Source organism: Brevibacterium otitidis (assembly GCF_042429315.1).
GTDB lineage: Bacteria > Actinomycetota > Actinomycetes > Actinomycetales > Brevibacteriaceae > Brevibacterium > Brevibacterium otitidis.
Genome location: NZ_JBHMAU010000128.1, coordinates 1 through 24,440, shown reverse-complemented (window position 1 = coordinate 24,440; position 24,440 = coordinate 1). Strand labels below are relative to the sequence as shown.

23 protein-coding genes are annotated in these 24,440 nt (G+C 67.1%); 2 read left to right on the top strand and 21 right to left on the bottom strand.

Annotated elements, in window-relative coordinates:
* Positions 1-25 precede the first annotated feature (25 nt).
* From ACFFN1_RS15075 to ACFFN1_RS14975, 21 genes are all read right to left on the bottom strand, one after another.
* Positions 26-490: a DUF2550 domain-containing protein gene (locus tag ACFFN1_RS15075; protein ID WP_376841678.1), complete on the bottom strand. Its 465-nt coding sequence runs from the start codon at positions 488-490 to the stop codon at positions 26-28.
* A 22-nt stretch (positions 491-512) separates the two neighbouring features.
* Positions 513-770 (bottom strand): F0F1 ATP synthase subunit epsilon, encoded by a 258-nt coding sequence (locus ACFFN1_RS15070; RefSeq protein WP_376841677.1) that lies wholly within the window; start codon positions 768-770, stop codon positions 513-515.
* 6 nt (positions 771-776) lie between these two features.
* Positions 777-2,231 carry a F0F1 ATP synthase subunit beta gene (gene atpD / locus ACFFN1_RS15065; RefSeq protein WP_376841676.1) on the bottom strand — a complete coding sequence of 485 codons (1,455 nt, stop codon included), beginning with the start codon at positions 2,229-2,231 and terminating at the stop codon, positions 777-779.
* A gap of 35 nt (positions 2,232-2,266) precedes the next feature.
* On the bottom strand, positions 2,267-3,229 hold the full coding sequence (locus ACFFN1_RS15060) for a F0F1 ATP synthase subunit gamma (RefSeq protein ID WP_376841675.1): 963 nt from the start codon (positions 3,227-3,229) through the stop codon (positions 2,267-2,269).
* A 40-nt stretch (positions 3,230-3,269) separates the two neighbouring features.
* Positions 3,270-4,904 (bottom strand): F0F1 ATP synthase subunit alpha, encoded by a 1,635-nt coding sequence (gene atpA / locus ACFFN1_RS15055; RefSeq protein WP_376841674.1) that lies wholly within the window; start codon positions 4,902-4,904, stop codon positions 3,270-3,272.
* Positions 4,905-5,003: 99 nt separating this feature from the next.
* Entirely contained in the window at positions 5,004-5,816 is an 813-nt protein-coding gene (locus tag ACFFN1_RS15050) for a F0F1 ATP synthase subunit delta (protein WP_376841673.1), read from the bottom strand.
* Complete coding sequence (locus ACFFN1_RS15045) at positions 5,816-6,370, bottom strand: F0F1 ATP synthase subunit B (RefSeq protein ID WP_376841672.1); 555 nt, start codon at positions 6,368-6,370, stop codon at positions 5,816-5,818. Before ACFFN1_RS15045 ends, ACFFN1_RS15050 begins: the two co-directional genes overlap by 1 nt.
* Positions 6,371-6,381: 11 nt before the next feature.
* Positions 6,382-6,606, bottom strand: a complete 225-nt coding sequence (atpE, locus tag ACFFN1_RS15040) for a F0F1 ATP synthase subunit C (RefSeq protein WP_376841671.1) — start codon at positions 6,604-6,606, stop codon at positions 6,382-6,384.
* 82 nt (positions 6,607-6,688) lie between these two features.
* Complete coding sequence (gene atpB / locus ACFFN1_RS15035; protein WP_376841670.1) at positions 6,689-7,432, bottom strand: F0F1 ATP synthase subunit A; 744 nt, start codon at positions 7,430-7,432, stop codon at positions 6,689-6,691.
* A gap of 351 nt (positions 7,433-7,783) precedes the next feature.
* Complete coding sequence (locus tag ACFFN1_RS15030; RefSeq protein WP_376841669.1) at positions 7,784-8,242, bottom strand: Cg1360 family ATP-synthase-associated protein; 459 nt, start codon at positions 8,240-8,242, stop codon at positions 7,784-7,786.
* Positions 8,239-9,348 carry an MraY family glycosyltransferase gene (locus ACFFN1_RS15025; RefSeq protein WP_376841668.1) on the bottom strand — a complete coding sequence of 370 codons (1,110 nt, stop codon included), beginning with the start codon at positions 9,346-9,348 and terminating at the stop codon, positions 8,239-8,241. Before ACFFN1_RS15025 ends, ACFFN1_RS15030 begins: the two co-directional genes overlap by 4 nt.
* 6 nt (positions 9,349-9,354) lie before the next feature.
* The gene (locus ACFFN1_RS15020) at positions 9,355-10,152 is read right to left on the bottom strand and encodes an L-threonylcarbamoyladenylate synthase (RefSeq protein WP_376841667.1); all 798 of its coding nucleotides are present in this window, start codon (positions 10,150-10,152) and stop codon (positions 9,355-9,357) included.
* Positions 10,153-11,097 carry a peptide chain release factor N(5)-glutamine methyltransferase gene (gene prmC / locus ACFFN1_RS15015; protein ID WP_376841666.1) on the bottom strand — a complete coding sequence of 315 codons (945 nt, stop codon included), beginning with the start codon at positions 11,095-11,097 and terminating at the stop codon, positions 10,153-10,155. It abuts the gene before it with no gap.
* Positions 11,098-11,099: 2 nt separating this feature from the next.
* On the bottom strand, positions 11,100-12,197 hold the full coding sequence (gene prfA / locus ACFFN1_RS15010; RefSeq protein ID WP_376841665.1) for a peptide chain release factor 1: 1,098 nt from the start codon (positions 12,195-12,197) through the stop codon (positions 11,100-11,102).
* Between the two features lie 18 nt (positions 12,198-12,215).
* Positions 12,216-14,030, bottom strand: a complete 1,815-nt coding sequence (gene rho, locus ACFFN1_RS15005) for a transcription termination factor Rho (protein WP_376841664.1) — start codon at positions 14,028-14,030, stop codon at positions 12,216-12,218.
* A 276-nt stretch (positions 14,031-14,306) separates the two neighbouring features.
* Positions 14,307-15,275, bottom strand: coding sequence for a homoserine kinase (gene thrB, locus ACFFN1_RS15000; RefSeq protein ID WP_376841663.1), 969 nt, complete (start codon positions 15,273-15,275; stop codon positions 14,307-14,309).
* Complete coding sequence (gene thrC / locus ACFFN1_RS14995) at positions 15,275-16,363, bottom strand: threonine synthase (RefSeq protein ID WP_376841662.1); 1,089 nt, start codon at positions 16,361-16,363, stop codon at positions 15,275-15,277. Before thrC ends, thrB begins: the two co-directional genes overlap by 1 nt.
* A 68-nt stretch (positions 16,364-16,431) precedes the next feature.
* Positions 16,432-17,742: a homoserine dehydrogenase gene (locus ACFFN1_RS14990; protein WP_376841661.1), complete on the bottom strand. Its 1,311-nt coding sequence runs from the start codon at positions 17,740-17,742 to the stop codon at positions 16,432-16,434.
* Positions 17,739-19,250, bottom strand: coding sequence for a diaminopimelate decarboxylase (gene lysA / locus ACFFN1_RS14985; protein ID WP_376841660.1), 1,512 nt, complete (start codon positions 19,248-19,250; stop codon positions 17,739-17,741). Before lysA ends, ACFFN1_RS14990 begins: the two co-directional genes overlap by 4 nt.
* Positions 19,250-20,947, bottom strand: coding sequence for an arginine--tRNA ligase (gene argS, locus ACFFN1_RS14980; RefSeq protein ID WP_376841659.1), 1,698 nt, complete (start codon positions 20,945-20,947; stop codon positions 19,250-19,252). The genes lysA and argS overlap by 1 nt, the downstream gene beginning before the upstream one ends.
* 318 nt (positions 20,948-21,265) lie before the next feature.
* Positions 21,266-22,360 (bottom strand): hypothetical protein, encoded by a 1,095-nt coding sequence (locus ACFFN1_RS14975; protein WP_376841658.1) that lies wholly within the window; start codon positions 22,358-22,360, stop codon positions 21,266-21,268.
* A gap of 155 nt (positions 22,361-22,515) precedes the next feature.
* Between ACFFN1_RS14975 and ACFFN1_RS14970 the strand changes: the two genes are divergently transcribed.
* A complete protein-coding gene (locus ACFFN1_RS14970; protein WP_376841657.1) occupies positions 22,516-23,532 on the top strand; it encodes a hypothetical protein in 1,017 nt (338 codons plus the stop codon).
* Positions 23,468-24,340 carry a hypothetical protein gene (locus tag ACFFN1_RS14965; protein WP_376841656.1) on the top strand — a complete coding sequence of 291 codons (873 nt, stop codon included), beginning with the start codon at positions 23,468-23,470 and terminating at the stop codon, positions 24,338-24,340. Before ACFFN1_RS14970 ends, ACFFN1_RS14965 begins: the two co-directional genes overlap by 65 nt.
* Positions 24,341-24,440 lie beyond the last annotated feature (100 nt).

The following is a 24,440-nucleotide window of genomic DNA, read 5'->3' as shown; positions in this document are numbered from 1 at the left end:
GTGGCTCGTCAGTGGGTCGGTGCGCTCAGGTGAAGCGGCCGACGGTGCGGTTGAAACCCGGCGGGGCTGATTCGAGCCATGAGGCCAAAGCGGCCAGCGCCTCGTAGTCGAGGGCTAGCCGGGTCTCGTGGCAGCTGCCGTCGGCAGCAGTGTAGGCAGCGGTCACGATGACAGCACCGGGCATAACCGCATACTGCTCGGCGGAGTCCGGTTCTGCGCGTGAGACGATCTCCATGTCCTGCCGTGGCAGGGTCATCGTCGGACCGCGGGTGAGACTGAAGATCGGAAACCAGTCGAGCGAGGTGACCGTGAAGACCGCCACGCCCAAACGCCAGCGTGGGCGAGGTGTGTCCTCGCCCACGCTGATGGAACAGTCGAACGCGCCCTGAAGCTTTGCGATCGCCCGCCGACGCACCAGGAACAGCACGACGAGGACCACAGCCAGCCCTACCAATGAGAGCAGAATGATCAGCAGGGTCGATGGGTTCACGTTGACCAGTGTATGCGATCTCTCAGACGAGTTCGGCCTGGTCGGCGACGATATGGACCCTGTCGTTCTCGACGGACAGGAAGCCGCCATCGGCCTGCGCCTTGACGGTCTGATCGTCAGCAGTCACAATGCGCACCTCCCCGCCGGCCACGATCGCCAGAACGGGTTCGTGGCCGGACAGGATGCCGATCTCACCTTCGGTCGTACGAGCGACGACGCGCTTGGCCTCGCCCGACCAGATGCTCCGGTCGGCGGCCACGACGGTGACATTCAGGCTCATGAGGGATCAGTTCTCCTTCTGGAGCTTGTCGTAGTTGCGCAGCACATCCTCGATCGGGCCGACGTTGAAGAAGGCCTGCTCCGGGATGTGGTCGAAGTCGCCGTTGCAGATGCCGCGGAAGCCCTCGACGGTGTCCTTGATGGACACGGTCGAGCCTTCGACACCGGTGAACTGCACTGCAGTGTAGGTGTTCTGGGACAGGAACTGCTCGATGCGGCGTGCGCGGTGCACGGTGAGCTTGTCCTCTTCGGAGAGCTCGTCGACACCGAGGATCGCGATGATGTCCTGCAGCTCCTTGTTCTTCTGCAGGATCTGCTTGACCTGCGTGGCGACGTCGTAGTGGTCCTGGCCCACGTACAGCGGGTCGAGGATGCGCGAGGAGGAGGCCAGCGGATCCACAGCCGGGTACAGACCGCGCGAGGCGATGTCACGGCTGAGCTCGGTGGTCGCATCGAGGTGGGCGAAGGTGGTCGCCGGAGCCGGGTCGGTGTAGTCGTCGGCCGGGACGTAGATCGCCTGCATCGAGGTGATGGAGTGACCGCGGGTCGAGGTGATGCGCTCCTGCAGGACACCCATCTCGTCAGCCAGGGTCGGCTGGTAGCCGACGGCCGACGGCATGCGGCCGAGCAGCGTGGAGACCTCGGAGCCTGCCTGGGTGAAGCGGAAGATGTTGTCGATGAAGAGCAGCACGTCCTGCTGCTGGACATCGCGGAAGTACTCCGCCATGGTCAGACCGGTCAGGGCGATGCGCAGACGGGTGCCTGGGGGCTCGTCCATCTGGCCGAAGACCAGTGCGGTCTTGTCGAGCACGCCCGACTCGTCCATCTCCATGATGAGGTCGTTGCCCTCACGGGTGCGCTCACCGACGCCGGCGAACACGGAGACACCGCCGTGGTCCTGGGCGACACGGGTGATCATCTCCTGGATGAGGACGGTCTTGCCGACGCCGGCGCCGCCGAACAGGCCGATCTTTCCGCCCTGCACGTACGGGGTCAGCAGGTCGATGACCTTGATGCCGGTCTCGAACATCTGGGTCTTGGACTCCAGCTGGTCGAAGTTCGGCGCCTCGCGGTGGATGGGCCACCGTTCGGTGATCTCGTAGGGCTCATCGATCATCGAATCGTTGAGCACGTCGCCGGTGACGTTGAAGACCTTGCCCTTGGTGACATCGCCGACGGGCACCGCGATCGGCGCACCGGTGTCGATGACCTCCTGACCGCGGACGAGGCCGTCGGTCGGCTGCAGCGAAATGGCACGGACGATGCCGTTGCCCAGCTGCAGCTCCACCTCGAGGGTGATCTTGCGGGTGCCCTCGGAGAGGGTCACCTCGGTGGTCAGAGCGTTGTAAATAGCTGGCACGGAGTCGAGTGGGAACTCGACGTCCACGACAGGGCCGATGACGCGGGAGATCCGGCCAGCGGTGCCCTGCGTCTGCGGGGTTTCCGTAACTGTGGCAGTCATGGTCTACTTTCTCTTCTGCTCTCTTCGGTGGCCGATCAGTCGTCGGCGCCGGATGCCGCGAGGGAATCCGCGCCGCCGACGATCTCAGAGATTTCCTGGGTGATCTCGGCCTGGCGAGCCGTGTTGGCCAGCCGGGTGTAGGTCTTGATGAGTTCGTCCGCATTGTCGGTCGCGGTCTTCATGGCCTGCTGGCGGGCCGCCTGCTCGGAGGCGGCGGCGTTGAGCAGTGCCGCGAGGATGCGCGAGTCGATGTAGCGCGGCAGCAGTGCATCGAGCACCTCTGCCGGGCCGGGCTCGAACTCGTACAGCGGGAAGACCTCGTCGTGGGCCTTGGCCTTGTCCCGGTCCGGCACGCCGCCGGACTGCGGGATCTGCTCGGCTTCGACAGCGTCCTCAGCGTCGACGACCTCGAGCGGGATGAGGCGCCGGTACTCCGGCTCCTGCGTCACACTCGACTTGAAGCGGGTGTAGACAAGGAAGATCTCGTCGACGCCGTCTTCTTCGAACGCGGTGTGGAAGTCCTCAAGCAGGACCTCGCCGATCTCGCGGGCGTGTTCGGCCTGCGGCGACTCGGAGAACCCGGTCCAGGACTTCTTCAGTTCACGGTCGCGGAACGTGTAGTACGTCTCCGCCTTGCGGCCCACCGAGTAGAGATGGACTTCCTTGCCGTTTTCGGTCAGCAGCCGGATGAGCTCTTCGGCCTCGCGGATGACGTTGGCCGAGTAGGCGCCGGCGAATCCGCGGTCCGGGCCGATCACGACGACGGCGGCGCGCCGGATCTCATCCGGCTCAGTCGTCAGAGTGTGATCGACGTTGGACTGGGTGGCGACCGCCGAGACCGCACGCGTCAGAGCATTCGCGTACGGGCTGGCGGCCTTCACCCGGCCGATGGCCTTCTGAATCCGGGATGCCGCGATGAGCTCCATGGCCTTGAAGATCTTCCTCAAGGACTTGGTGGAGTTGATCTTCGCTTTGAAGACCCTCTGCTGGGCTCCCATCAGTACTTCCTTTCGCTAGCGATCGTCATGGGCAGAGCGCTCAGCGCTTCTGCTTGACGATCTGCTCCTGCTGTACCTCGTCCTCGTCAGCGGAGTCGAACTCTTCGGAGCCGACATGCACGCCGCCGTCTTCGGAGGTCTGGAAGCCCTCAGAGAAGTCCTTGATCGCAGTGGTGAGCTCGTCCTTGGTGTCGTCTTCGAGCTTCTGCGTCTCACGGATCGCTTCGAGGACGCCGGTGCGGCGCTCGAGGTACTCGTGGAACTCCTTCTCGAAGCGCAGGACGTCGTCGGCGGGGATCTCGTCGAGGTAGCCCTCGGAGCCGGCCCACACGGAGACGGTCTGCTTCTCGAACGGCATCGGATCGAACTGGCCCTGCTTGAGCAGCTCCATGAGGCGAGCACCGCGAGCGAGCTGGCGCTTGGTGGCAGCATCGAGGTCCGAGGCGAACATCGCAAAGGCCTCGAGCGAGCGGTACTGAGCCAGCGAGATCTTCAGGGTGCCCGAGACGCCCTTGAGGGCCTTGGTCTGAGCGGCACCACCGACGCGGGAGACGGACACGCCGACGTCGACGGCCGGACGCTGGTTCGAGTTGAACAGGTCCGACTGCAGGAAGATCTGGCCGTCGGTGATCGAGATGACGTTGGTCGGGATGAACGCGCCGACGTCATTGGCCTTCGTCTCGATGATCGGCAGCCCGGTCATCGAACCGCCGCCGAGCTCGTCGGAGAGCTTCGCGCAGCGCTCCAGCAGGCGGGAGTGGAGGTAGAAGACGTCGCCGGGGTATGCTTCGCGGCCCGGCGGGCGGCGCAGCAGCAGCGAGATCGCACGATAGGCCTCAGCCTGCTTCGACAGGTCATCGAAGACGATGAGGACATGCTTGCCCTCGTACATCCAGTGCTGGCCGATGGCCGAACCGGAGTACGGAGCCAGGTACTTGAAGCCGGCCGGGTCGGAGGCGGGCGACGCGACGATGGTGGTGTACTCCATCGCGCCGGCCTCTTCGAGCGAACGACGCACCGAGGCGATCGTTGAGCCCTTCTGACCACAGGCGACGTAGATGCAGCGGACCTGCTTCTTCGGGTCGCCGGACTCCCAGTTGGCCTTCTGGTTGATGATGGTGTCGAGCGCGAGAGCGGTCTTGCCGGTCTTGCGGTCGCCGATGATGAGCTGGCGCTGTCCGCGGCCGATCGGGATCATCGCGTCGATGGCCTTGAGGCCGGTCTGCAGCGGCTCGCGGACCTCCTGGCGGGCCATGACGCCGGCTGCCTGGAGCTCGAGCTCACGGCGGGTGTCGGACTCGATCTCGCCGAGGCCGTCGATGGGCTGGCCGAGCGGATCAACGACACGGCCGAGGAATCCGTCGCCGACCGGGATCGAGAGGACCTCACCGGTGCGGTAGACGGCCTGCTCTTCAGCGATGCTGGCGAACTCACCGAGGACGACGACGCCGATTTCGCGCTCGTCGAGGTTCTGGGCGAGGCCGAGGGTGCCGTCTTCGAAGCGCAGCAGCTCATTGGCCATGGTGCCGGGCAGACCGGACACGCTGGCGATGCCGTCACCTGCGGTGACGACCTTTCCGACCTCAGTCTTGTCTCCGCCTTCGGGGTTGTACGACTCAACGAACTTCCCCAGGGCGTCCCGGATTTCATCCGGGCGAATTGTCAGTTCCGCCATCTGGTTTCCCTGCTTCCTTAAATCTCTAGCAGCGACCCGGTTCTTCTCTGCAGACCGCTGTCTGAACGTGTGTATGTAGCCCGTGGCGCGGGCGGTTGATCAGCTTGCCAGGCGACGACGAAGGTCGGACAGACGATTCGAGATCGTTGAGTTCATCACTTCGTCACCGACCTGCACGCGCACACCACCGACGACGTCGGGGTCCACATGCACGTTGAGGACCAGCTCGCGGCCGTAGTGGGCCGACAGAGCCGAGGCCAGGCGCACCTGCTGCTCGTCGCTCATCGGCTTGGCGACCGTCACCTCGGCGACGGAGCGCTGCTGGCGGCGGGCCAGCACTGCCGAATAGCGGTCGAGCGTCTCGGAGACGCGGGAACCGCGCGGATGCGCAGCGGCCTGAGCTGCCAGCCTGACGGTCTCAGTCGCGGCCTTGCCGTCGAGCAGGTCGGCTGCGAGTGCGCGCTTCGTCTCGGCCGGGGCTGCGGACTCGAAGGCCCATCCCAGCTCGTGATCGGACTCGATGAGGCGGGTGAAGCGAAACAGCTCCTCCTCGACCTCCCCGAGGCGGCCCTCAGCCTGTGCCTGTGCTGCGATCGCAGTGACGCCGGCATCTTCCAGAGCGGTCACGCTGTCCTGGGGGCGAGCCCAGTGCAGAGTGGCTGCGTGCTTGGCGATGTCGAGGGCAGTCGCGTCGACCCGACCGGCGAACAGCGTGTCCAGGACGCCGTGCTTGAGCTCTGCGCCGATCGCACCGTCTGCCATGAGACGGCGCAGCTGAGCGCTGTCAGCCAGCGCGGAGACGATCGACAGCAGCCCGTCGCCGAGCACGGATGCCGAACCGGCACCGGCCTGCAGGCGGGAGTCGACTGCGTCCAGCACATCGTTGAGCGAATTCCTGCTCGACTGCAGCATCACGACTCCTTAACCGTCTGGGCCGGGGTGCTTGCTTCGAGATCGGCGATGAAGCGGTCGACGACATTGGCCGAACGGGCGTCGTCGGTGAGGCTCTCACCCACGATGCGCGAAGCGAGGTCGGTGGCGAGGCCTCCGACGTCTCCGCGCAGTTCGACCATGGCCGCCTGCTTCTCAGCTTCGATCTGTGCCTTTGCCTGGGAGATGATGCGCTCGGCCTCTTCATTGGCCTTCTGCTTCATCTCGGCGATGATCTGTGCGCCGTCTTCCTGTGCCTCGGAGCGCAGGCGCGCTGCCACAGCACGGCCGTCGGCGAGCTGCTTCTGGTATTCAGCGAGTGCGGCATCAGCTTCGGCCTGAACGCGTTCAGCCTTCTCGATACCGCCCTGAATCTTCTCAGCTCGTTCGTCGAGGACCCGGTTGAACGCCGGCAGAACAAACTTCCAGAACACCACGAGGATGATGAGGAAGGTCACCGCACTCCAGACGATGTCATAGGTAGCGGGCAGGAGGGGGTTCGGTGTTCCCTCAGCCGCGGCAATCATCGGAGTCATTGAGTCAGACCTCAGTTAAGGAAGAAGGGGGTGGCGATGCCGATGAGGGCCAGGGCCTCAATCAGGGCGATGCCGAGGAACATGTTGCCGCGCAGAGCGTTGGCGAGCTCAGGCTGACGTGCGGTTCCCTCGATGGTCTTGCCGATGACGATGCCAAGGCCGATGCCCGGGCCGATCGCGGCGAGGCCGTAGCCGACAGTGGCGATGGAGCCGTTGACTTCAGCGAGAATATCCACTTTGGATTGTTTCCTTTCGGTTGTGTACCGGGCGGTACGCGTAACGGTTTTTCGTTACAAGTCTTGCGATTCAGGGAAGAGATCAGTGCTTCGACGCGGCCTGGTCGATGTAGACCGCGGCGAGCAGCGCGAAGATGTAGGCCTGCAGTGCGGCGACCAGCAGCTTGAGTGCGGTCATGAACAGGCCGCCGAAAAGGGTGAGGAACCCGAAGAACTTGAATCCCAGCGAAGCGTCGAAGAAGAAGAACCAGGTGGCCGAGAAGCACAGCACGAGCAGCAGGTGGCCGACGAGCATATTGGCTAGCAGACGCAGTGTGAGCGTGAAGGGCTGGATGATGAACTTCGTGAGGAACTCGATCGGGATCAGCAGGAAGTGCATGACCGCCGGAACGTTCGGCAGGACGAGTGCGTTCTTGAGGTAGCCGCCGAGGCCGAGCGAGCGGATGCCTTCGATGTGGTACGTGAAGTACACGATGAGGGCCAGCAGCAGCGGAACGCCGACGACCGCGGTGCCGGAGAGGTTGAGGAGCGGGATGAGACCGGTGAGGTTCATGGCCAGGACCATGAAGAAGATGGTGGCGATGAGCGGCAGGAACTTGCGTCCGCGCTCCTTGCCCATGGTCTGCTCGGCGATGCCGTTGCGCACGAAGTCGAGGGAAAGCTCGACCATGGACTGGCCGCGGGAGGGGATGAGCTTGGCGCGCTTGGCGGCGACGACCATGATGATGCACAGGGCCGCGGTGGCGACGACGCGCATGAGCATGACGCGGTTGAACTCGAAAGGCGTGCCTTCGAAGAAGATCGCCGGCGGGAAGAACTCCTGCATCGATGGCGGGTGGAACCCACCGTCCCCTGCTGCCAGAATCACAGAATTCGCCGCGGTAAAGATAGACACGTTTCGGTTACTCTCCCAATTTCGGGCCCGGGCGGGTTAGAACCAGGCCGACCAGTCGCTCCGGCAGACAGGCGGAGCGGCATTGTCACATCATGGAGACCGGTGAACTGGCACCTGGTCCTTGAGTACTCTACCAATCGCGGTAATAAACTCACAAATTGCTGGGCAATCTCTCCAACCGCTGCGATCGGCGTGATTTCAGGCCTTGTGCCGGGCTCGCACACCCGGCTTCGGCCCGGGCCCGCGCCGATCTGCAGCGCTGCACGACCGTCCCGGCGCAGTTCAGCGCGCTTCGGGATCGACAGTCGGGATGCGCGCACGTGTGACGGTGATCGCATCGAGCAGCGAGGTGCCGATGACTGCGGCGACGATCGTGAAGAACGCCGTCGTCCCATCGAGCCAGGCGGCGTCCTTGATCCGCCAGATGACGATCATGAAGATGAACGCCTTGAACAGGAATCCCACCCCGAGCGCGCCGGCGATGACGGTGAGGTTCCAGCTGCGGCCGATGTACATGATGGCAAGCGAGATGAGCAGGAACACTGCCGCCAGTCCCCCGCCGACGAGTGCGCCGTTGAGGCCCTGCTGGCCGGCGAAGAGCATGCCGAGCAGCCCCCCGACGATGGTGACGGCGAGAACGAGGATCGCACCGCGCACCAGCAGCCGGAACCAGATCGCCTTCCACTGCCGGTCGATCTCGGTCTCGTGGCGCTCGTGCGGAGCGGGAATCGGCTCGGTCATCGGATGGCCTCCTTTGCGCGCAGGCGCGAGTACAGCGGATAGAACGTCAGGAACAGGGTGATCGCCACGGCCAGCAGGATGATCGGCACATTCACCATCGGGGTGGCGATGAGGAACGACACCGAGCCGAAGGCGAAGATCGCCGTCCACAAGTAGAGGATGAGCACCGCCCGGGCGTGTGAGTGCCCGAGGCGCAGCATGCGGTGGTGCAGGTGCTTGGCGTCAGCGGAGAACGGCGACTTGCCGGCCGCCATCCGGCGCAGCAGTGCCAGGCCGAGGTCGAGCAGCGGCAGGAACATCACCGCCACCGGCAGGATGATCGGCAGGTAGGTCGCGAAGACGCGCTGGTTTGACAGCAGTGCGGGATCGACCTGGCCGGTCACCCGGATCGTCGAGGCGGCCAGCAGCAGGCCGATGAGCATCGAGCCGGAGTCGCCCATGAAGATCCGGGCGGGGTTGAAGTTGTGCGGCAGGAACCCCAGGCACGCACCGACGAGCAGCGAGATGATGAGCGAGGCGAGGTTGGCGTAGCTGTCGGAGCTCGTGTCGACGGCCAGGCTGTAGGAGTAGACGAAGAACGCCATTCCGCCGATCGTCACGATCCCGGCGGCCAGCCCGTCGAGGCCGTCGACGAAGTTGACGGCGTTGATGGTGATGAGCACGACGAGCACGGTGAGGATGATCGACATCCGCGGCGAGCCGATGATGACGGAGTTGAACGGGATCGACAGCAGTGTCACGCCGTTGAAGGCCATGAACCCGGCCGCCAGCGTCTGGCCGGCGAGCTTGGTGATCCAGTTGAGGTCCCAGATGTCGTCGATGACGCCGAGCACACACAGGATCGTCGCTGCGCCGACGATGCCGACGATCGCCCCGGGCTGGACGAAGAGCTCTTCGAGAAACGGAGTCTGCGAGGCGAACAGCAGCCCGACGATCAGCCCGGCGTAGATCGCCACCCCGCCGAGACGCGGGGTGGGCACCGAGTGCACGTCGCGGGCGCGCAGGGGCGCGAAGATGAGTCCGCGTTCGGCGATCCGGCGCACCATCGGGGTGACGAGGTACGAGACGATCGCTGCGACGAGGAGGACGAACAGGTAGGCGCGCACGCAGCACTACTCCTGCGCGTCTTCGTCAGGTGTCTGCGCATCTGCTGCGCTGCTCTCCCCCGCACCCGAGGCGCCGGCCGCCTCGCTATCCGAGGGCGCCTCCGCACCCGAGGCGCCGGTCGCCTCGCTATCCGAGGGCGCCTCCGTGCCCGAGGCGCCGGCGAGGTCGGCGAGGTCGGGCAGCACCTCGCGCAGCTCCGCGGCGCTGATCGGCCCCTGGCGCAGGATGCGCGGCGGGGTGCGGGTGAGGTCGACGATCGTCGAGGCGCCAGTGCCGGCCACCTCTCCCCCGTCGAGATAGATGTCGACGCTCTCGCCGAGCATCTCCTCGGCCTCGGCAGCATTGCCGGCTGCCGGAGCACCGTGCGTATTGGCTGATGAGACTGCCAGCGGGCCGGTGGTGCGCAGCAGTTCGAGCGCAGCGGGGTGGTCGGGCATCCGCACGGCGACCGTGCCGTGGGTATCGCCCAGGTCCCAGTCGAGCATCGCCTGGGCGCCGCAGATGATCGTCAGCGGACCCGGCCAGAAGCGCTTGGTGAGTTCGAAGACCTCGGTGCCCGGCACCTCGGCGAGGGCCATGAGCACCTCACGCTGGCCGATGAGCACCGGCGGCGGCATGTCGCGGCCGCGGCCTTTGGCCTTGAGCAGCTTCCCCACGCCGGTAGCGGAGAACGCATCCGCTGCGATGCCGTAGACGGTGTCGGTCGGCATGACGATGAGGCCATCGGCTTCGAGGACGCGGGCGCATTCGGCGAAGACCAGGTCTCGGATCTCATCATTGTCAATGCGGAACGTGCGCGACATTCACGGCCCTTCTCGGCGCTCGGCGGTGGTGAAACGGTCTCTGCCAGTGTAATCGCTGTGCGTGTGCGCGCTTCGCATTCCCGCTTCCCGGCAGGCCTGCACGATCGCCGGGCCCTGCGTCTCGTCATGCTCGATGCAGAGCAGTCCGCCTGCGTTCAGAGCAGCCGCTGCAAGAGAGATGACCTGTGCGGGGATCGCCATGCCATCGGCGCTGCCGCCGTAGAGGGCCAGCTGCGGATCGTAGCCGGTGACCTCCTCGGTCTCGGGCGGGCGGTTCTGGGGAACATAGGGCGGATTGCTCAGCACGATGTCGAAGGAGCCCAGGGCGGGCACCACCTCGGCGATGTCACCGGCATGCAGGGTGAGGGTCGAGCCGGCGGCCGCGACCGCTTCGGCGGTGGCGTCGAGATTGCGCTGCGCCCAGCTCAGGGCCTCAGCAGAGAGCTCGACGGCATGCACCTCGCTGCCGGGGATCTCGGTGGCCGCGGCCAGTGCGAGGGCTGCGCTGCCGGTGCACATGTCGAGGATCCGCAGGCGGCGCGGCTGCCCGTTTCCCTCATGCTGGCCTGTGGCGCGCAGCGCGGCGGCGCGGCTGAGGGCCGGTTCGAGGAGCAGTTCGGTCTCCGGGCGCGGGATGAACACGCCAGGCCCCACCTGCAGCTCGAGATGGCGGAAGCCGACGCGGCCGGTGAGGTGCTGGAGCGGGATGCGTGCGAGACGGCGCTGCAGGATCTGTTCGTATTCGGCGGCCTGCTCAGCCGGCACGTCGAAGCCGCGCAGCAGCTGCAGGGAGAGCTCCTTGTGGCTCAGGCCGAGCACATGAGCCAGCAGCAGCCGGGCATCGGTGCCGGGGGTCTCGATGCCGACCGCAGAGAGGCGGTTGCGGGCGGTGACGATGAGCTGATCGGCCGGCTGTGCGGCATCCGGGGCGGCACCCGCGGACATGCCTACTGCGCCTCTTCGAGACGCTGGGCGCGGTCGAGGGCGCGGCAGGATTCGACGACCGGATCGAGGTCGCCGGCGAGCACCTGGTCGAGGTTGTAGGCCTTGTAGCCGCTGCGATGGTCGGCGATCCGGTTCTCCGGGAAGTTGTAGGTGCGGATCCGCTCGGAGCGGTCGACGGTGCGCACCTGGGAACGGCGCCGGTCATCGGCCTCAGCGGCCGCCTCGGCGGCTTGGGCGGCGAGCAGCCGGGCGCGCAGGATCCGCAGGGCTGCGGCCTTGTTCTGCAGCTGGGACTTCTCGTTCTGGCAGCTCGCGACAATGCCGGTGGGCACGTGGGTGATGCGCACCGCGGAGTCGGTGGTGTTGACCGACTGGCCGCCCGGACCGGACGAGCGGTAGACGTCGATGCGCAGGTCGTTGTCGTCGATTTCGATCTCGCCGGGCTCGTCGACTTCCGGGAACACGATGACGCCCGCTGCCGAGGTGTGGATGCGTCCCTGCGATTCGGTCACCGGGACGCGCTGCACGCGGTGGACGCCGCCTTCGAACTTCAGCCAGCCGTAGGCGCCGTCGTCCTTGGCTTTGATGGCGAGGGTGACGTCCTTGGCGCCGCCGAGGTCGGAGAGCGTGATGTCGATGACCTCGCTCGACCAGCCGCGCCGGTCGGCCCACCGCTGGTACATCCGCAGCAGATCGGAGGCGAAAAGGGCCGACTCCTCACCGCCTTCACCGGCTTTGATCTCCACGAGGGCATCGCGGTCGTCGTCCGGGTCGCGGGGCACGAGCAGATCCCGCAGCTCGCTCAGGAGCTGTCCGCGCTGCTCTTCGAGCGCAGGCAGCTCCTGGGCGAAGCTGGCATCGTCGTCGGCGAGCTCTCTGCAGGCCTGCAGATCCTCCTGGGTGCTGCTGAGCGCGTTCCAGCAGGTGACGATCTTCTCGAGCTCGGCGTACCGGCGGGTAAGCCGGCGCGCCGTGCCCGGGTTGGCGTGCACCTCGGGGTCGGCGAGCTCCTGCTCGATGCGCGCATGCTCGTCGCGGAGCATGTGCACCATCTGGCGCAGGGACTCGATATCAGCGCTCGTGTCAGCAGTCTCAGTCATGCAGTTGCGGTCAGCCGATCAGCTGTCGTCGGCGGCTGACTTGGGCAGCGGAGTGGTCTTCTGCACCTGGAAGAGGAACTCGGCGTTCGAGCCGGTCTCCTTCATCTTCGAAATGAGCAGTTCGAGAGCCTGCTGCTGTTCGAGACCGGAGAGCACCCGGCGCAGCTTCCACATGACCTTGCGCTCTTCGGGGCTCATGAGGTTCTCCTCACGGCGGGTGCCCGAGGAGTTGACGTCGACGGCCGGGAAGATCCGCTTGTCGGCCAGGTGGCGGGACAGGCGCAGCTCCATATTGCCGGTGCCCTTGAACTCTTCGAAGATCACTTCGTCCATCTTCGAACCGGTCTCCACGAGCGCGGTTGCGAGGATCGTGAGCGAGCCGCCGCCTTCGATGTTGCGCGCAGCACCGAAGAACTTCTTGGGCGGGTACAGCGCGTTGGCGTCGACACCACCGGAGAGGATCCGGCCCGAGGCCGGCTGCGCGAGGTTGTAGGCGCGGCCGAGGCGGGTGATGTTGTCGAGCAGCACGACGACATCCTGACCCATCTCGACGAGGCGCTTGGCGCGCTCGATGGCCAGTTCGGCGATCGTCGTATGGTCATCGGCCGGGCGGTCGAAGGTCGAGGCGATGACCTCGCCCTCGACTGCGCGCTGCATATCGGTGACCTCTTCCGGACGCTCGTCGACGAGGACGACCATGAGGTGGACCTCAGGGTTGTTCTCGGCAATGGCGTTGGCGATCTGCTGCATGACCGTGGTCTTGCCGGCCTTGGGCGGGGCGACGATGAGGCCGCGCTGGCCCTTGCCGATCGGCGAGACGAGGTCGATGATCCGGGTGGAGATGAGCTTCGAGGCCGTCTCCAGGCGCAGGCGGTCCTGCGGGTACAGCGGCGTCAGCTTGGAGAAGTCGACGCGGCGCTTGGCGTCCTCAATGCTCAGGCCGTTGACGGAGTCGAGGCGGACGAGCGCATCGAACTTCTCGCGGCGCTTCGAGCGGTTGTCGCCCTCGCGCGGCTGCTTGATCGCACCGACGACGGCGTCGCCCTTGCGCAGGCCGTTCTTCTTGACCATGCCGGCGGAGACGTAGACGTCGTTCTGGCCGGGCAGGTAGCCGGAGGTGCGCAGGAAGGCGTAGTTGTCGTGGACATCGAGGATGCCGCCGACGGGGATGAGCACGTCATCGGGACGCAGGTTCTGGTCATCGCCCTCACCGCGGCCGCGACGTTTGCGGTCACGTCCCCGGCCGCGGTTGCCGCGGCGGTTCTCGTGATTCTGGTCGCGGTTCTGGTTGTCACCGCGGTTCTCGCGGTTGTCGCCGCGGTTCTGGCGCTCACCACGCTCACGGCGGTTGCCGCGGCGGCGGGATCCGCCGTCCTCGTCCTGGCTGCCGTTGGCCTCGCGGGATTCGGACTGGTCGTCCTGCCCGCCGCGCGGCTGGTCCTGGCGGGACTGGTCGCCGCGGTCGTGCTGACCACCGCGGTTGCGGCCGTGCTCCTGCTGGGCAGCGGGCTGGTCGTCCTGCTGACCGGCCGACTTCTTCTCGGACTGGCGGGACGATTCTGGGGCAGCAGTGTCTGGCTGGTCATCGGTCTGGGGTGCGGTCTGTGCCGCGGGCCGCTGCGCAGCCGGGGCTGCGGCAGCCGGTGCCGGGCTGCTCTCAGCGGCGCCCGACGTCCTGCTCTCAATAGCGGCGATGAGGTCCCCCTTGCGCAGGCGGCGGTATCCCTTGATGTTGAGACCCGCGGCCATTTCCTGAAGCTGGGGCAGTCGCAGAGCAGCGAGATTGCTTTCTGACACGAAGGTTCCTTCTCCCTCGTTCGGCTGCAGCTGCATGAACACAGTGCTGCAGCGACGGACCGCACGCGAGATTGCGTGCATTCACAAAATGAAGTACCTCGAACACCACAGATGGCGCGGTACGAAGAGCGTTCCCACCAGAGTCGCGGAGGGCACGATCACATGGACGCGCCGATGATGCGAAGAATGCTGGGGAACGGTTCCACCCTAGCGCTTTCGCGCCCGGAGCGCGAATCCCGCGCCGGCATTTCGCCCCCACCCGTGCCTGCAGGGCCGTGACCAGCCCGAGGACCGGTTCTCCCGGTCGGTGGTTCAGCCGCGCAGCCGGGAGTCGGTGGCCATCACCTCGACGCCGGTATCGGCGATCGCAGCCGGGATGATCCGGGAGCTGTCGCCGGTGAGCACCGCCTCGACCTGCGCATGCAGATCATCGCCAGTGCCGAGCACGAGCACCGTCGGTCCCGCACCGGAGACCACCGCAGCCAGTCCAGCCGCGCGCAGAGCGTCGACCCGCTCAAGTGAGGCGGTCATCGCCGGACGCCGGTAGTTCTGGTGGAGCCGGTCGACCGTGGCATCGAGCAGCAGTGAGGGGTCGTGGCCGATCGCGTAGACGAAGAGTCCGGCGATCGCGGCGTTGGCCGCCGCATCGGCATGCGGCACCGTGGCCGGCAGCAGTGAGCGGGCCACCGCAGTTTCGAGCCGGTTGTCCGGCACAAGCAGCACCGCGGCGACATCGTCGGCCACCGGCACGGAGACCGACCGCGGCTGCCCCGCACCATCGGAATAGGACACGGTCACACCGCCGAACAGCGCCGGGGCGGCATTGTCCGGATGGCCTTCGAAGTGAGTCGCCCACGCCAGCTTCTCCTCCGGCGGCGGCACCCGCAGACCGAGAGTCGTGCTGACGGCATCGGCGATCGCGATCCCGGCGACGACGGCGGCAGCTGAGGAGCCCATGCCGCGGGAGTGGGCGATGACATTCTCGCATGCGAGCGTGATCCGGTCACCGGCGTCGACACCGCGGGCGGTGAGCACCTCGCGGATCACCCGCAGGATGAGGTGGTCGCGGCCGGTCGGGATGACACCTGCGCCTTCACCGCTGACATGCACACAGTCGGCCGGATCCACCGGCCCATCGTGCAGCCGGGCGCACACCGTGTCGCGGATCTCGAGGGCGATGCCGAAGCTGTCATAGCCGGCGCCCAGGTTCGCCGAGGTGGCCGGCACCGTGATCTCGAACTCGCCGATCACCTGCGGCACGGCGGCCGCCGTCGAGGTCATCAGGCGTCCTCGAGCCCGAGCTCGCGGGCGGCCGAGACAGCGTCGACCGGCACCCGAGTGGGGGCGAGGTCGGAGCCGTCAGCGGTGTGCAGCGCCCACTGCGGATCCTTGAGCCCGTGCCCGGTGACAGTGCACACGATGCGCGCACCGGCGGGCACCTCACCGGCCTCGGCCTGCTGCAGCAGACCGGCGATCGAGGCGGCAGAACCGGGCTCGACGAAGATGCCCTCGGTCGAGGACAGCAGCCGGTGGGCGGCGAGGATCTCCTCGTCGGTGACGGCTTTGATGACGCCGCCGGATTCGTCGCGCGCGGCGATCGCCTGCTCCCAGGAGGCCGGGTTGCCGATCCGGATCGCGGTGGCGACGGTCTCCGGGTCATCGACCGGGTGTCCCTTGACGAGCGGCGCGGCTCCAGCGGCCTGGAAGCCCCACATCTGCGGGGTGGAGGCGGCCAGCCCAGCAGCGACGTACTCCCGGTAGCCCTTCCAGTAGGCGGTGATGTTGCCGGCGTTGCCGACCGGCAGCACGTGGATGTCCGGAGCGGTGCCGAGCGCATCGACGATCTCGAACGACGCGGTCTTCTGCCCTTCGATGCGGTCGGGATTGACCGAGTTGACGAGGTGCACCGGGTAGGACTCCGAGAGCTTGCGGCACAGCGTCAGGCAGTCGTCGAAGTTGCCGTCGACCTCCAGCAGCTGCGCTCCGTGGGCGACCGCCTGGCTCATCTTGCCGACTGCGATCTTGCCGGCGGGCACGAGCACCGCACACGTCAGCCCGGCCTTCGTCGCATAGGCAGCAGCCGAGGCCGAGGTGTTGCCGGTCGAGGCGCAGATGACGGCCTTGGCACCATAGGCGACGGCCTTGGAGATCGCCATCGTCATGCCGCGGTCCTTGAAGGAGCCGGTGGGGTTCATCCCCTCGTACTTGACCCACACCTCGGCGCCGGTCCGCGCGGAGAGCTTCTCCGCATGGATGAGCGGGGTGCCGCCCTCGCCGAGGGTCACGGCGCGGGGTTCGGCAGCGATGTCGAGGAAGTCGCGGTACTCCTCGATGACGCCCTGCCACTGGTGGCGGTGGGCAGCGGTCATGGGGTCTCCTTCACAGGTTCAGCTGGTGGGCTGGTGCCGGCGTGCGCCGCCGGCGCCGAGGCGGTGGTTCAGTGGCCTTCGATCCGCAGCACGGACTTCAGCTCGTTGACGACGTCGAGGGCGACGGCCCGTTCGACCGTCTTTGCCAGCGCGGCATCGGTGCCCGAGTGGGTGGCGATGACGAGCTTGGCCCGCTGCGGCGCGTCGTCGTCGGTGAGTTCGAGCTTCGTCTGCTGCATGAGCTCGATCGAGGTGCCCTCCTCGGCGAACACCTGCGAGATCTGGGCGAGCACACCGGGACGGTCGAAGACATCGAAGGTGATCTGGTAGCGGGTGCGGATCGCGGAGATCGGCAGCACCGGCAGCCGATCATCGACAGAGCGGCGGGCCTGGCCGGCACCGCCGAGCACCGTGCGGCGGGCTGTTGAGACGATATCGCCGAGCACCGCCGAGGCGGTCGGCGCACCGCCGGCCCCCTGGCCGTAGAACATGAGCGAACCAGCCGCCTCGGCTTCGACGAAGACGGCGTTGAAGGCACCGCCGACGGCAGCCAGCGCGTGATCCTTGGGCAGCAGTGCAGGGTAGACGCGCGCGGAGACGCCGGGGCCGGCCGGAGAGTCCTCCAGCGTCTCGCAGATGGCGAGCAGCTTGATGGTGAAGCCCTGCGCCGAGGCGGTTTCGACCATATCTGCGGTGACCCCGGTGATGCCCTCGACGTGGACGTCGTCGATGCCGACCTGGGTGTGGAAGGCCAGCGAGGCGAGCAGCGCCGCCTTGGCCGCAGCATCGTGGCCGCCGATGTCAGCGGTCGGATCCGCTTCGGCATAGCCGAGCTCCTGCGCGGTCGCCAGCGCGTGGTCGAAGTCCCAGCCCTCCTTCTCCATCTGGTCGAGGATGTAGTTGGTGGTGCCGTTGACGATGCCGAGCACCCGGGTGATGCGGTCGCCGGCCAGGGAGTTGACGATCGGGCGGATGATCGGGATCGCGCCGGCGACGGCCGCCTCGTGTTCCAGGCGCACCTCGGCTTCCTCAGCGGCAGCGAGCAGCTCGGCATAGTCGCTGGCCAGCAGCGCCTTGTTGGCGGTGACGACGGAGGCGCCGGAGCGCAGCGCTGTGAGGATGAGCTCGCGGGCCGGTTCGTGTCCGCCCATGAGCTCGACGACGATGTCGGCTCCGTCGATGGCGGCAGCGGTGTCGGTGGTCAGCAGCTCTGCCGGGATGCCGGGACGGTCCTTGGCGGCATCGCGCACGGCGACGGCGGACAGCTCCAGCGGCGCACCGATCCGGGCTTCGAGATCGGCGGCGTTGCCGAGGATCCGGGTGGCGACTTCGGTGCCGACGACACCGCAGCCGAGCATGGCGACCTTGAGGGGTTTCATCGAGTGGTGCTCCTTCTTTCCTCGCAGGGCGCATCCGCACCGGTGGTGGGCGCAGGCGCAGATGCGCTGGTGGTCTCTGAGGGGTCTGCGGCCGGTGCGAAACCGGTGTCCCAGGCGAGGATGTCGGCGTGGGTCTCCGGGCGGATGACCCAGCCGATCTGCTCACCGTCGACGGCGAGCACGCCCGGGCGCGGGACGTGGTTGTAGTTCGACGACAGCGACCGGCAGTAGGCGCCGGTGTCCGGCACGGCGATGAGGTCGCCGCGGGTGACGTCGTTGGGGAGATACTCATCGCGGACGATGATGTCGCCGCTCTCGCAGTGCTTGCCGACGACCCGCACGACTGCCGGTTCGCTCTCGGAACGGCGGTTGGCCATCGTGCACGAGTAGTCGGCGTCGTAGAGGGCGGTGCGGATGTTGTCGCTCATGCCGCCGTCGACGGCGATGTAGAGCCGCTCACCGGAGCCGGTGTCGACGACCTTGGTGCTGCCGACGGTGTAGAGGGTGAAGATCGCGGGCCCGCAGATCGCCCGGCCCGGTTCGAAGGACACCACCGGCAGCTGCGCGCCGGTCGCCTTGCAGGCGGAGGCGACGACAGCGGCCAGACGCTCGGCCATCTCGGAGAAGGGCAGCGGGGTGTCCTGTGAGGTGTAGCGGATGCCGAAGCCGCCGCCCAGGTCGACCTCGGGCAGATCGACGCCGAGCTCCGTCAGGATCCGGGCGCGCAGCTCGATGATCCGCGCGGCGGCGATGTCGAAGCCGGAGGATTCGAAGATCTGCGAGCCGATGTGGCTGTGCAGGCCGCGGAAGTCGAGGTGCTCCTCGGCGGCGATCCGGCGGGCGGCTTCGAAGGCATCGCCGCTGTGGAGGGAGAGGCCGAACTTCTGGTCCTCGTGGGCGGTGGCGATGAAGTCGTGGGTGTGGGCTTCGACGCCGACGGTCACGCGCAGCATGACCGGGGCGGTGACACCTCGGGCGCGGGCGGCGGCGGCCACCCGCGGGATCTCGTCGAAGGAGTCGACGACGATGCGGCCGATCCCCCAGTCGAGGGCGAAGGCGATCTCTTCATCGGATTTGTTGTTGCCGTGCAGGCCGACGGTCTGCGGGTCGACGCCGGCTTGGCAGGCGACCATGAGCTCACCGAGCGTGCAGGTGTCGATGCCCATGCCTTCGGCGGCGACCCATTCGGCGACTGCGGTGCAGAGGAAGGACTTGGCCGCATAGTAGGCGTGCGCCTCCGTGCCGATCGCGGCGAAGGCCTGCTGGAAGGAGGTGACGAAGCCTGCGGCGCGGTGGCGGAGGTCGGCGGCGTCGAGGACGTAGAGCGGGGAGCCGTAGTCGCGGGCGAGGTCGGTGACGCGGTGGCCGGCGATCGTCAGCTCTCCCGCCTCGTTCTTGGCCACGCTGCGCGGCCACAGGGAGGGCATGAGGGCGTTGACGTCCTCAGGGTACGGCAGCCATACCGGAGGCGGGGTGGCGTGGAGGATGCCGGCGATGTGTGCAGGCATTACATCCTCTCCGGGGCGCTGACGCCGAGCAGCCGCAGGCCGTTGCGCAGCACGGTGGCGGTGGCGAGGTCGAGCATAAGTCGCGAAGCGTGGACCGCTTCGATGTCCTCATCGGCGCGCGGGGTGACCCGGCAGGCGTCGTACCACTTGTGGAAGCTGCCGGCGAGGCTCTCGAGGTAGCGGGCGACGCGGTGGGGTTCGCGCAGCTCCGCGGCCTGCGCGACGACGCGCGGGAAGTCGGCGAGGGCTGCCAGCAGCGTCGCCTCGGTCGGATGCGTCAGGGTCGCAGCGTCGAAGGCCTCGGTGGTGATGCCGGCGGCTTCGGCGTTGCGGGCGACCGACTGCGAGCGGGCGTGGGCGTACTGGACGTAGTAGACGGGGTTGTCGTTGCTGGCGCTGCGCAGCACCTCGGGATCCAGCGTCAGCGGCGAGTCGGCCGGCTGGCGGGCCAGCGAGTAGCGCACGGCATCGCGGCCGAGCCAGGCGATGATGTCGCGCAGCTCGATGATGTTGCCGGCACGCTTGGACAGCTTGGCGCCGTTGACCGTGATGAGCTGGCCGATGAGGACCTCGATGTTCTTCTCCGGGTCATCGCCGGCAGCTGCGGCGATCGCCTTGAGGCGGCCGATGTAGCCGTGATGGTCGGCGCCGAGGAGGTAGATCTTCTCGATGAAGCCGCGGTCCTTCTTGTCGAGGTAGTAGGCGGCGTCAGCGGCGAAGTACGTCGGGTTGCCGTCGGCGCGCACGAGCACGCGGTCCTTGTCGTCGCCGAACTCCGTGGTGCGCAGCCACACCGCTCCCCCGTGCTCGTAGACGTGGCCCTGCTCGCGCAGGCGGGCCACCGCCTCGGCCACGGCATTCGAGTTGTGCAGACTGGCTTCGGAGAACCACACATCGAAGCTGACATCGAAGTCGGCGAGGGTCTGCCGGATGTCCGCCATCTGCAGCTCATAGGCCTGGGTGCGCAGGCGGGTGCGCACATCATCGGGGATGACAGCCGGAGCAGGTTCGTCCGGGTCGGATTCGGGTGTCTGTGCGGTGGCCTTGACCTCGGCGGCGAGCTCCGGGCTCTGCGCGCTGATGGTCTCGGCGATCTCGGTGACATAGCTGCCCGGATAGCCGCCGGCAGGGACCTCGCGGCCGAGAATGCGGGCGACGACGGAGTCGGCGAAAACGTCCATCTGGGAACCGGCATCGTTGATGTAGTACTCGGCGGTGACCTCTGCTCCGGCAGCGGCGAGCACGCGGGCGATGGCGTCGCCGAGCGCAGCCCACCGGGTGTGGCCCAGGTGCAGCGGTCCGGTGGGGTTGGCGGAGACGAACTCCATGTTGATGATGTGACCGGCGAGCGTTTCGGTGCGGCCGTAGTCCTCGCCGGCGGCGACGATGTCGGCAGCGAGCGCACCGGCGGCTCCGGCCGCCAGGGTGATGTTGATGAATCCGGGGCCGGCCACCTCGGCGGTGTCGATTCCCTCATCGGCGGCGAGCACCTCGGCGATCTGGCCGGCGAGCTCACGCGGATTCAGCCCAGCCTTCTTCGCTGTCTGCAGCGCCACATTCGTCGCCCAGTCTCCGTGCGCACGGTTCTTCGGCCGTTCGACGACCAGGCGGGCCGGAACGTCGATGGCGTAGCCGTGCTGTTCGTTGAGCTGGCTGATGGCAGTGCTGATGGCTTCTCTGAGCTGTTCGGGAGTCACGTGCTTAGCGTATTACCTTGCCCGTGGCTAAGCGACTTGAGGCCCGCATATCGGTATCGATGTGAGCGGGGCGACACGTCCCGCCGGCGGCTGACCGACCTGGGACGAAACAGGCCCGTCACCTGGGTTTCCAGGTGACGGGCCTGATGTCGTGCCCGCGACAGGATTCGAACCTACGACCTTCTGCGTCGCCGGTAAGTATAGTGGCTAGTGGGAGCTGACATGGGTAAAACCCAAGTTCAAAAGCTCATATCGGCAACTACTCGCCGACATCAGCTGACGCGAGTTGATAGCGATAGACGCGACTCATTGCGTACCTCAGTGCGTACTCTCAGCGCGACGGCGCTGCGCCTCGAGGAGCATCGGCCCGACCTGCGCGAGATCGGTGTAGTGCTCGCGGCTGACAGCGGCGGTGTGACCGAAGAACGCCGTGCGGGCAACCTCGGGCACACGATCCAGATACATCATGTTGAGGGTGGCTCGCCAGACATGCGAGCGCTCGGTCATCAGCTCGGGGATCTCGTACTCGACGGCCCACTCCTTGTAGAGCTCGGCGATGGCCTTCTGGGCGTTGTCCTTGTCCCAGAGCTTCTTGCGGTCAGCAGGACTGCCGATGACGTAGACGATGCCCTCGCACACCTGCCGGTGGGCCTCGACGACCTCGATCACCCTCGGGTCCAAGAAGGGCACGACTCGGGAAGTATGGTTCTTCGCGATCTCAGAGGGCACAGCGATTGAGGGGCTCCCCTGCACCTTGCGGACACGATCCCAGGTGAGCGTGCGCACCTCGGTGATGCGCAGGCCCATCGTCATCTTGATGAGCGTCGCGATGCGGACGTTCTCTCTCCGGGCCACGCGGGCCTCACGGGTCACAGGGCCGCGTCGGGGCGCTGCGACACCCTCAGCGGTATCCATGGCCAGCAGGCCCACGAGGAGGCGCTCGTGAGCGGCAGCGTCGATGGCGACGCCCCCGCGGGACACCTTGGCCGAGGTGAGGCTGCGGTCGAGGTCGAGCCGCTCCCCCGCCAGCGGGTTACCACTCAACACCCCCTCGCGGACGAGCGGGCGCAGGATGTACTTGGAGAGGACCGCCCGAGCGTGATCGGCCGTGCCGGTGCCGTGGGTGCGCGCGATGTCCTGCAGGCAGGCGTGGAGCTTGCTATAGGTGCCTGCGGTCACGATGGGCATGCCGGCCAGGGCCGCCTTGTGGGGGTGGCGGCCACAGCGCCCGTGGATGAGGTCGAGCGGCTGGAGATCCCGCACCTTGGTGCTGTCGCGGAGCGACGAGGACTCAATGATCATCGGTCGGCTGATCTGTTCAATGAAGGCGCCGATGTCATCCGAGGTCTTCCACTCCGCTCCCTGACCGGTGGCGAGCAGCTCTCGGGCCGCCTCCCTGGCTCTTGCGCGCACCTCCCCCTTGGTCCGCCCCTGGGTTCGCTTTCGGACGGTCGAGCCGTCGTAGAGCTTGAGGGTCCAGTCGAGGGCCGGCTCGTCCCGGTGAGACGGCGACGCATGTCCGTGTCGCACCGGAGAACGAGTACGAGCTCTGCCATGAGGGCTACCACATGGAGTACAGCTTCGCTCCGCATGAGGTGAACCCGGATGATCCGCAGCAGACGGCCGAGGCGTTCCGGTTCATCCAGGAGAGCCTGACCGAGATGTATCCCGGCGAGCAGATGCTCATGGTCGGTCAGACCGACGCCGAGGGGTCCGAGGCTGCGCGCGAGCGTGGCGAGGGCGGCAAGTATCACGTCCATGTGGTCATCAACTCCGTGATCGCCAAAGACATGGTGGTCGAGGGTGAGCGCTTCCGTGCGGGACAGCGCCTGCGGGGCACGTTGACCGACATCGACGAGCTGCGTCGTCGTATGGACGAGCGGCTCAATGAGCGCCATGCGGAGTACGGCCTGCCCGCCCAGACTCTTGCCCCGGTCGGCAGCGAGCAGTACGAGCGGGGTAAGAGTGATCCTGCGACGTACTGGGCACGTCTCAAGGGAAAGCTCACCGACAAGGAAAAGGTGCGTGAGGGTGTCGACCTGGCGATCGAGCACATGTCGGTGACCTACGCCGGATCTCTGGCCGGTCTGGATCGCAACGATCGGATGCGCACCTTCAGCGACACGCTCGAGGAGGTCACGGATGGCGATGTGACGACGTCGCTGCGCGAGACGAAGGCTGGCGACGTGAAGCTGCGCAGCTTCAAGGTCGCCGGTCGGAGCAACCCGTTCGCGAAGCGGTCGCTCGGCCCCTGCTTCGGAGATGACGGAGTGCAGGACCAGCTCGAGCAGGTCGCCCAGGGCACCTGGGAGCGCGTGGCCGCCCACCAGGATCTGACGCACCTCCCGCCGCGCGAGGTCGGCCAGCTGCCGAGCGTCGAGCGACAGCAGCTGCTCAAGGACCTCGAGGCGCTGGCCGTGAATCATGGCCGGACACCCGTGGACAAGGCACCTGCGGTCAAGCCTCTCGAGCGCGAGGCGCCTGCCGTCTCGGCCCGTGATCGCGCCTCTGCTGCCCTCGATGACCTCTGGGCCGAGCAGCAGGCACTGGACACCCCCGGAGAGCCGCGCGGCCCTGGACCGTGACATCCGCGGTGGAGGACCTGATCCTCTCCCTACGCAGGGCGCTGAGAACAAAGACGACGACCTCGAGGTCGCACCGCGCCGTCGGCCTCGGTCGAGGACCGACGAGGGCCGTGACCGCGACGAGGCGGCCCCGGCCGTCTCGGAGGCCGTGCAGGCCCCACAGACGGCTCAGGAGCCCTTCGCGGCACCTCCGGCAGTCCAGGAGCCTGCTGAGGCGTTTGAGGTGCGTCAGGAGCCGCGGGCGTACAACCAGCCGCGTGAGCCGGAGCAACCGAAGAAGGGCGAGCAGGACCAGCCGAAGAAGGTTCTGACGTTCGACGGGTTCGTCGGCGTGAGGCGGACCGGCCCCGAGATGATCGCGCTGCAGAGCGAGCGGTCACCTCAGATGCTCGACATCCAGCTACGTGCAGGAACCGAGGATGCCTGGGGCCGGCAGGTGCTCAGCCTGGGGCGCACCGAGGGCCGCGATCATGGCTACCGGGCCTACCCCGATAGCACGCTTCGAAACCTTGAGCGAGCCGCCGGCGACAACCGCGCCGAGGTCGAAGGCGGCCACGTCCTCGGCTTCCGGGCCAACGTCATCTACAACGAGAAGCGGGACCTGTGGCTGCCGACGCGCTTCGGGTCCTCGAGGCTCGAGCCGGTCACGCAGGACACCATGCGCCAGCAGGTCGAGGCACAGCGCGAGGCACGCGAGCAGGGGCTCGTGTCCCGGTCGCGTCAGGCTCGTCGTCAGCTGGACCAGCAGCGGCGTCAGACCATCGAGATCTCCCGTGACCACGACCGTGGCTACGGGCTGGGCGACTAGATGATTGATTCCAAGGGTTCAGTGGTCGTACGCGGTCAGTGACCGGAGTACCGGCTGTCCGGTCTTCTGGTTGTGCCAGATCGCAGTAGTCAGCGCGAGG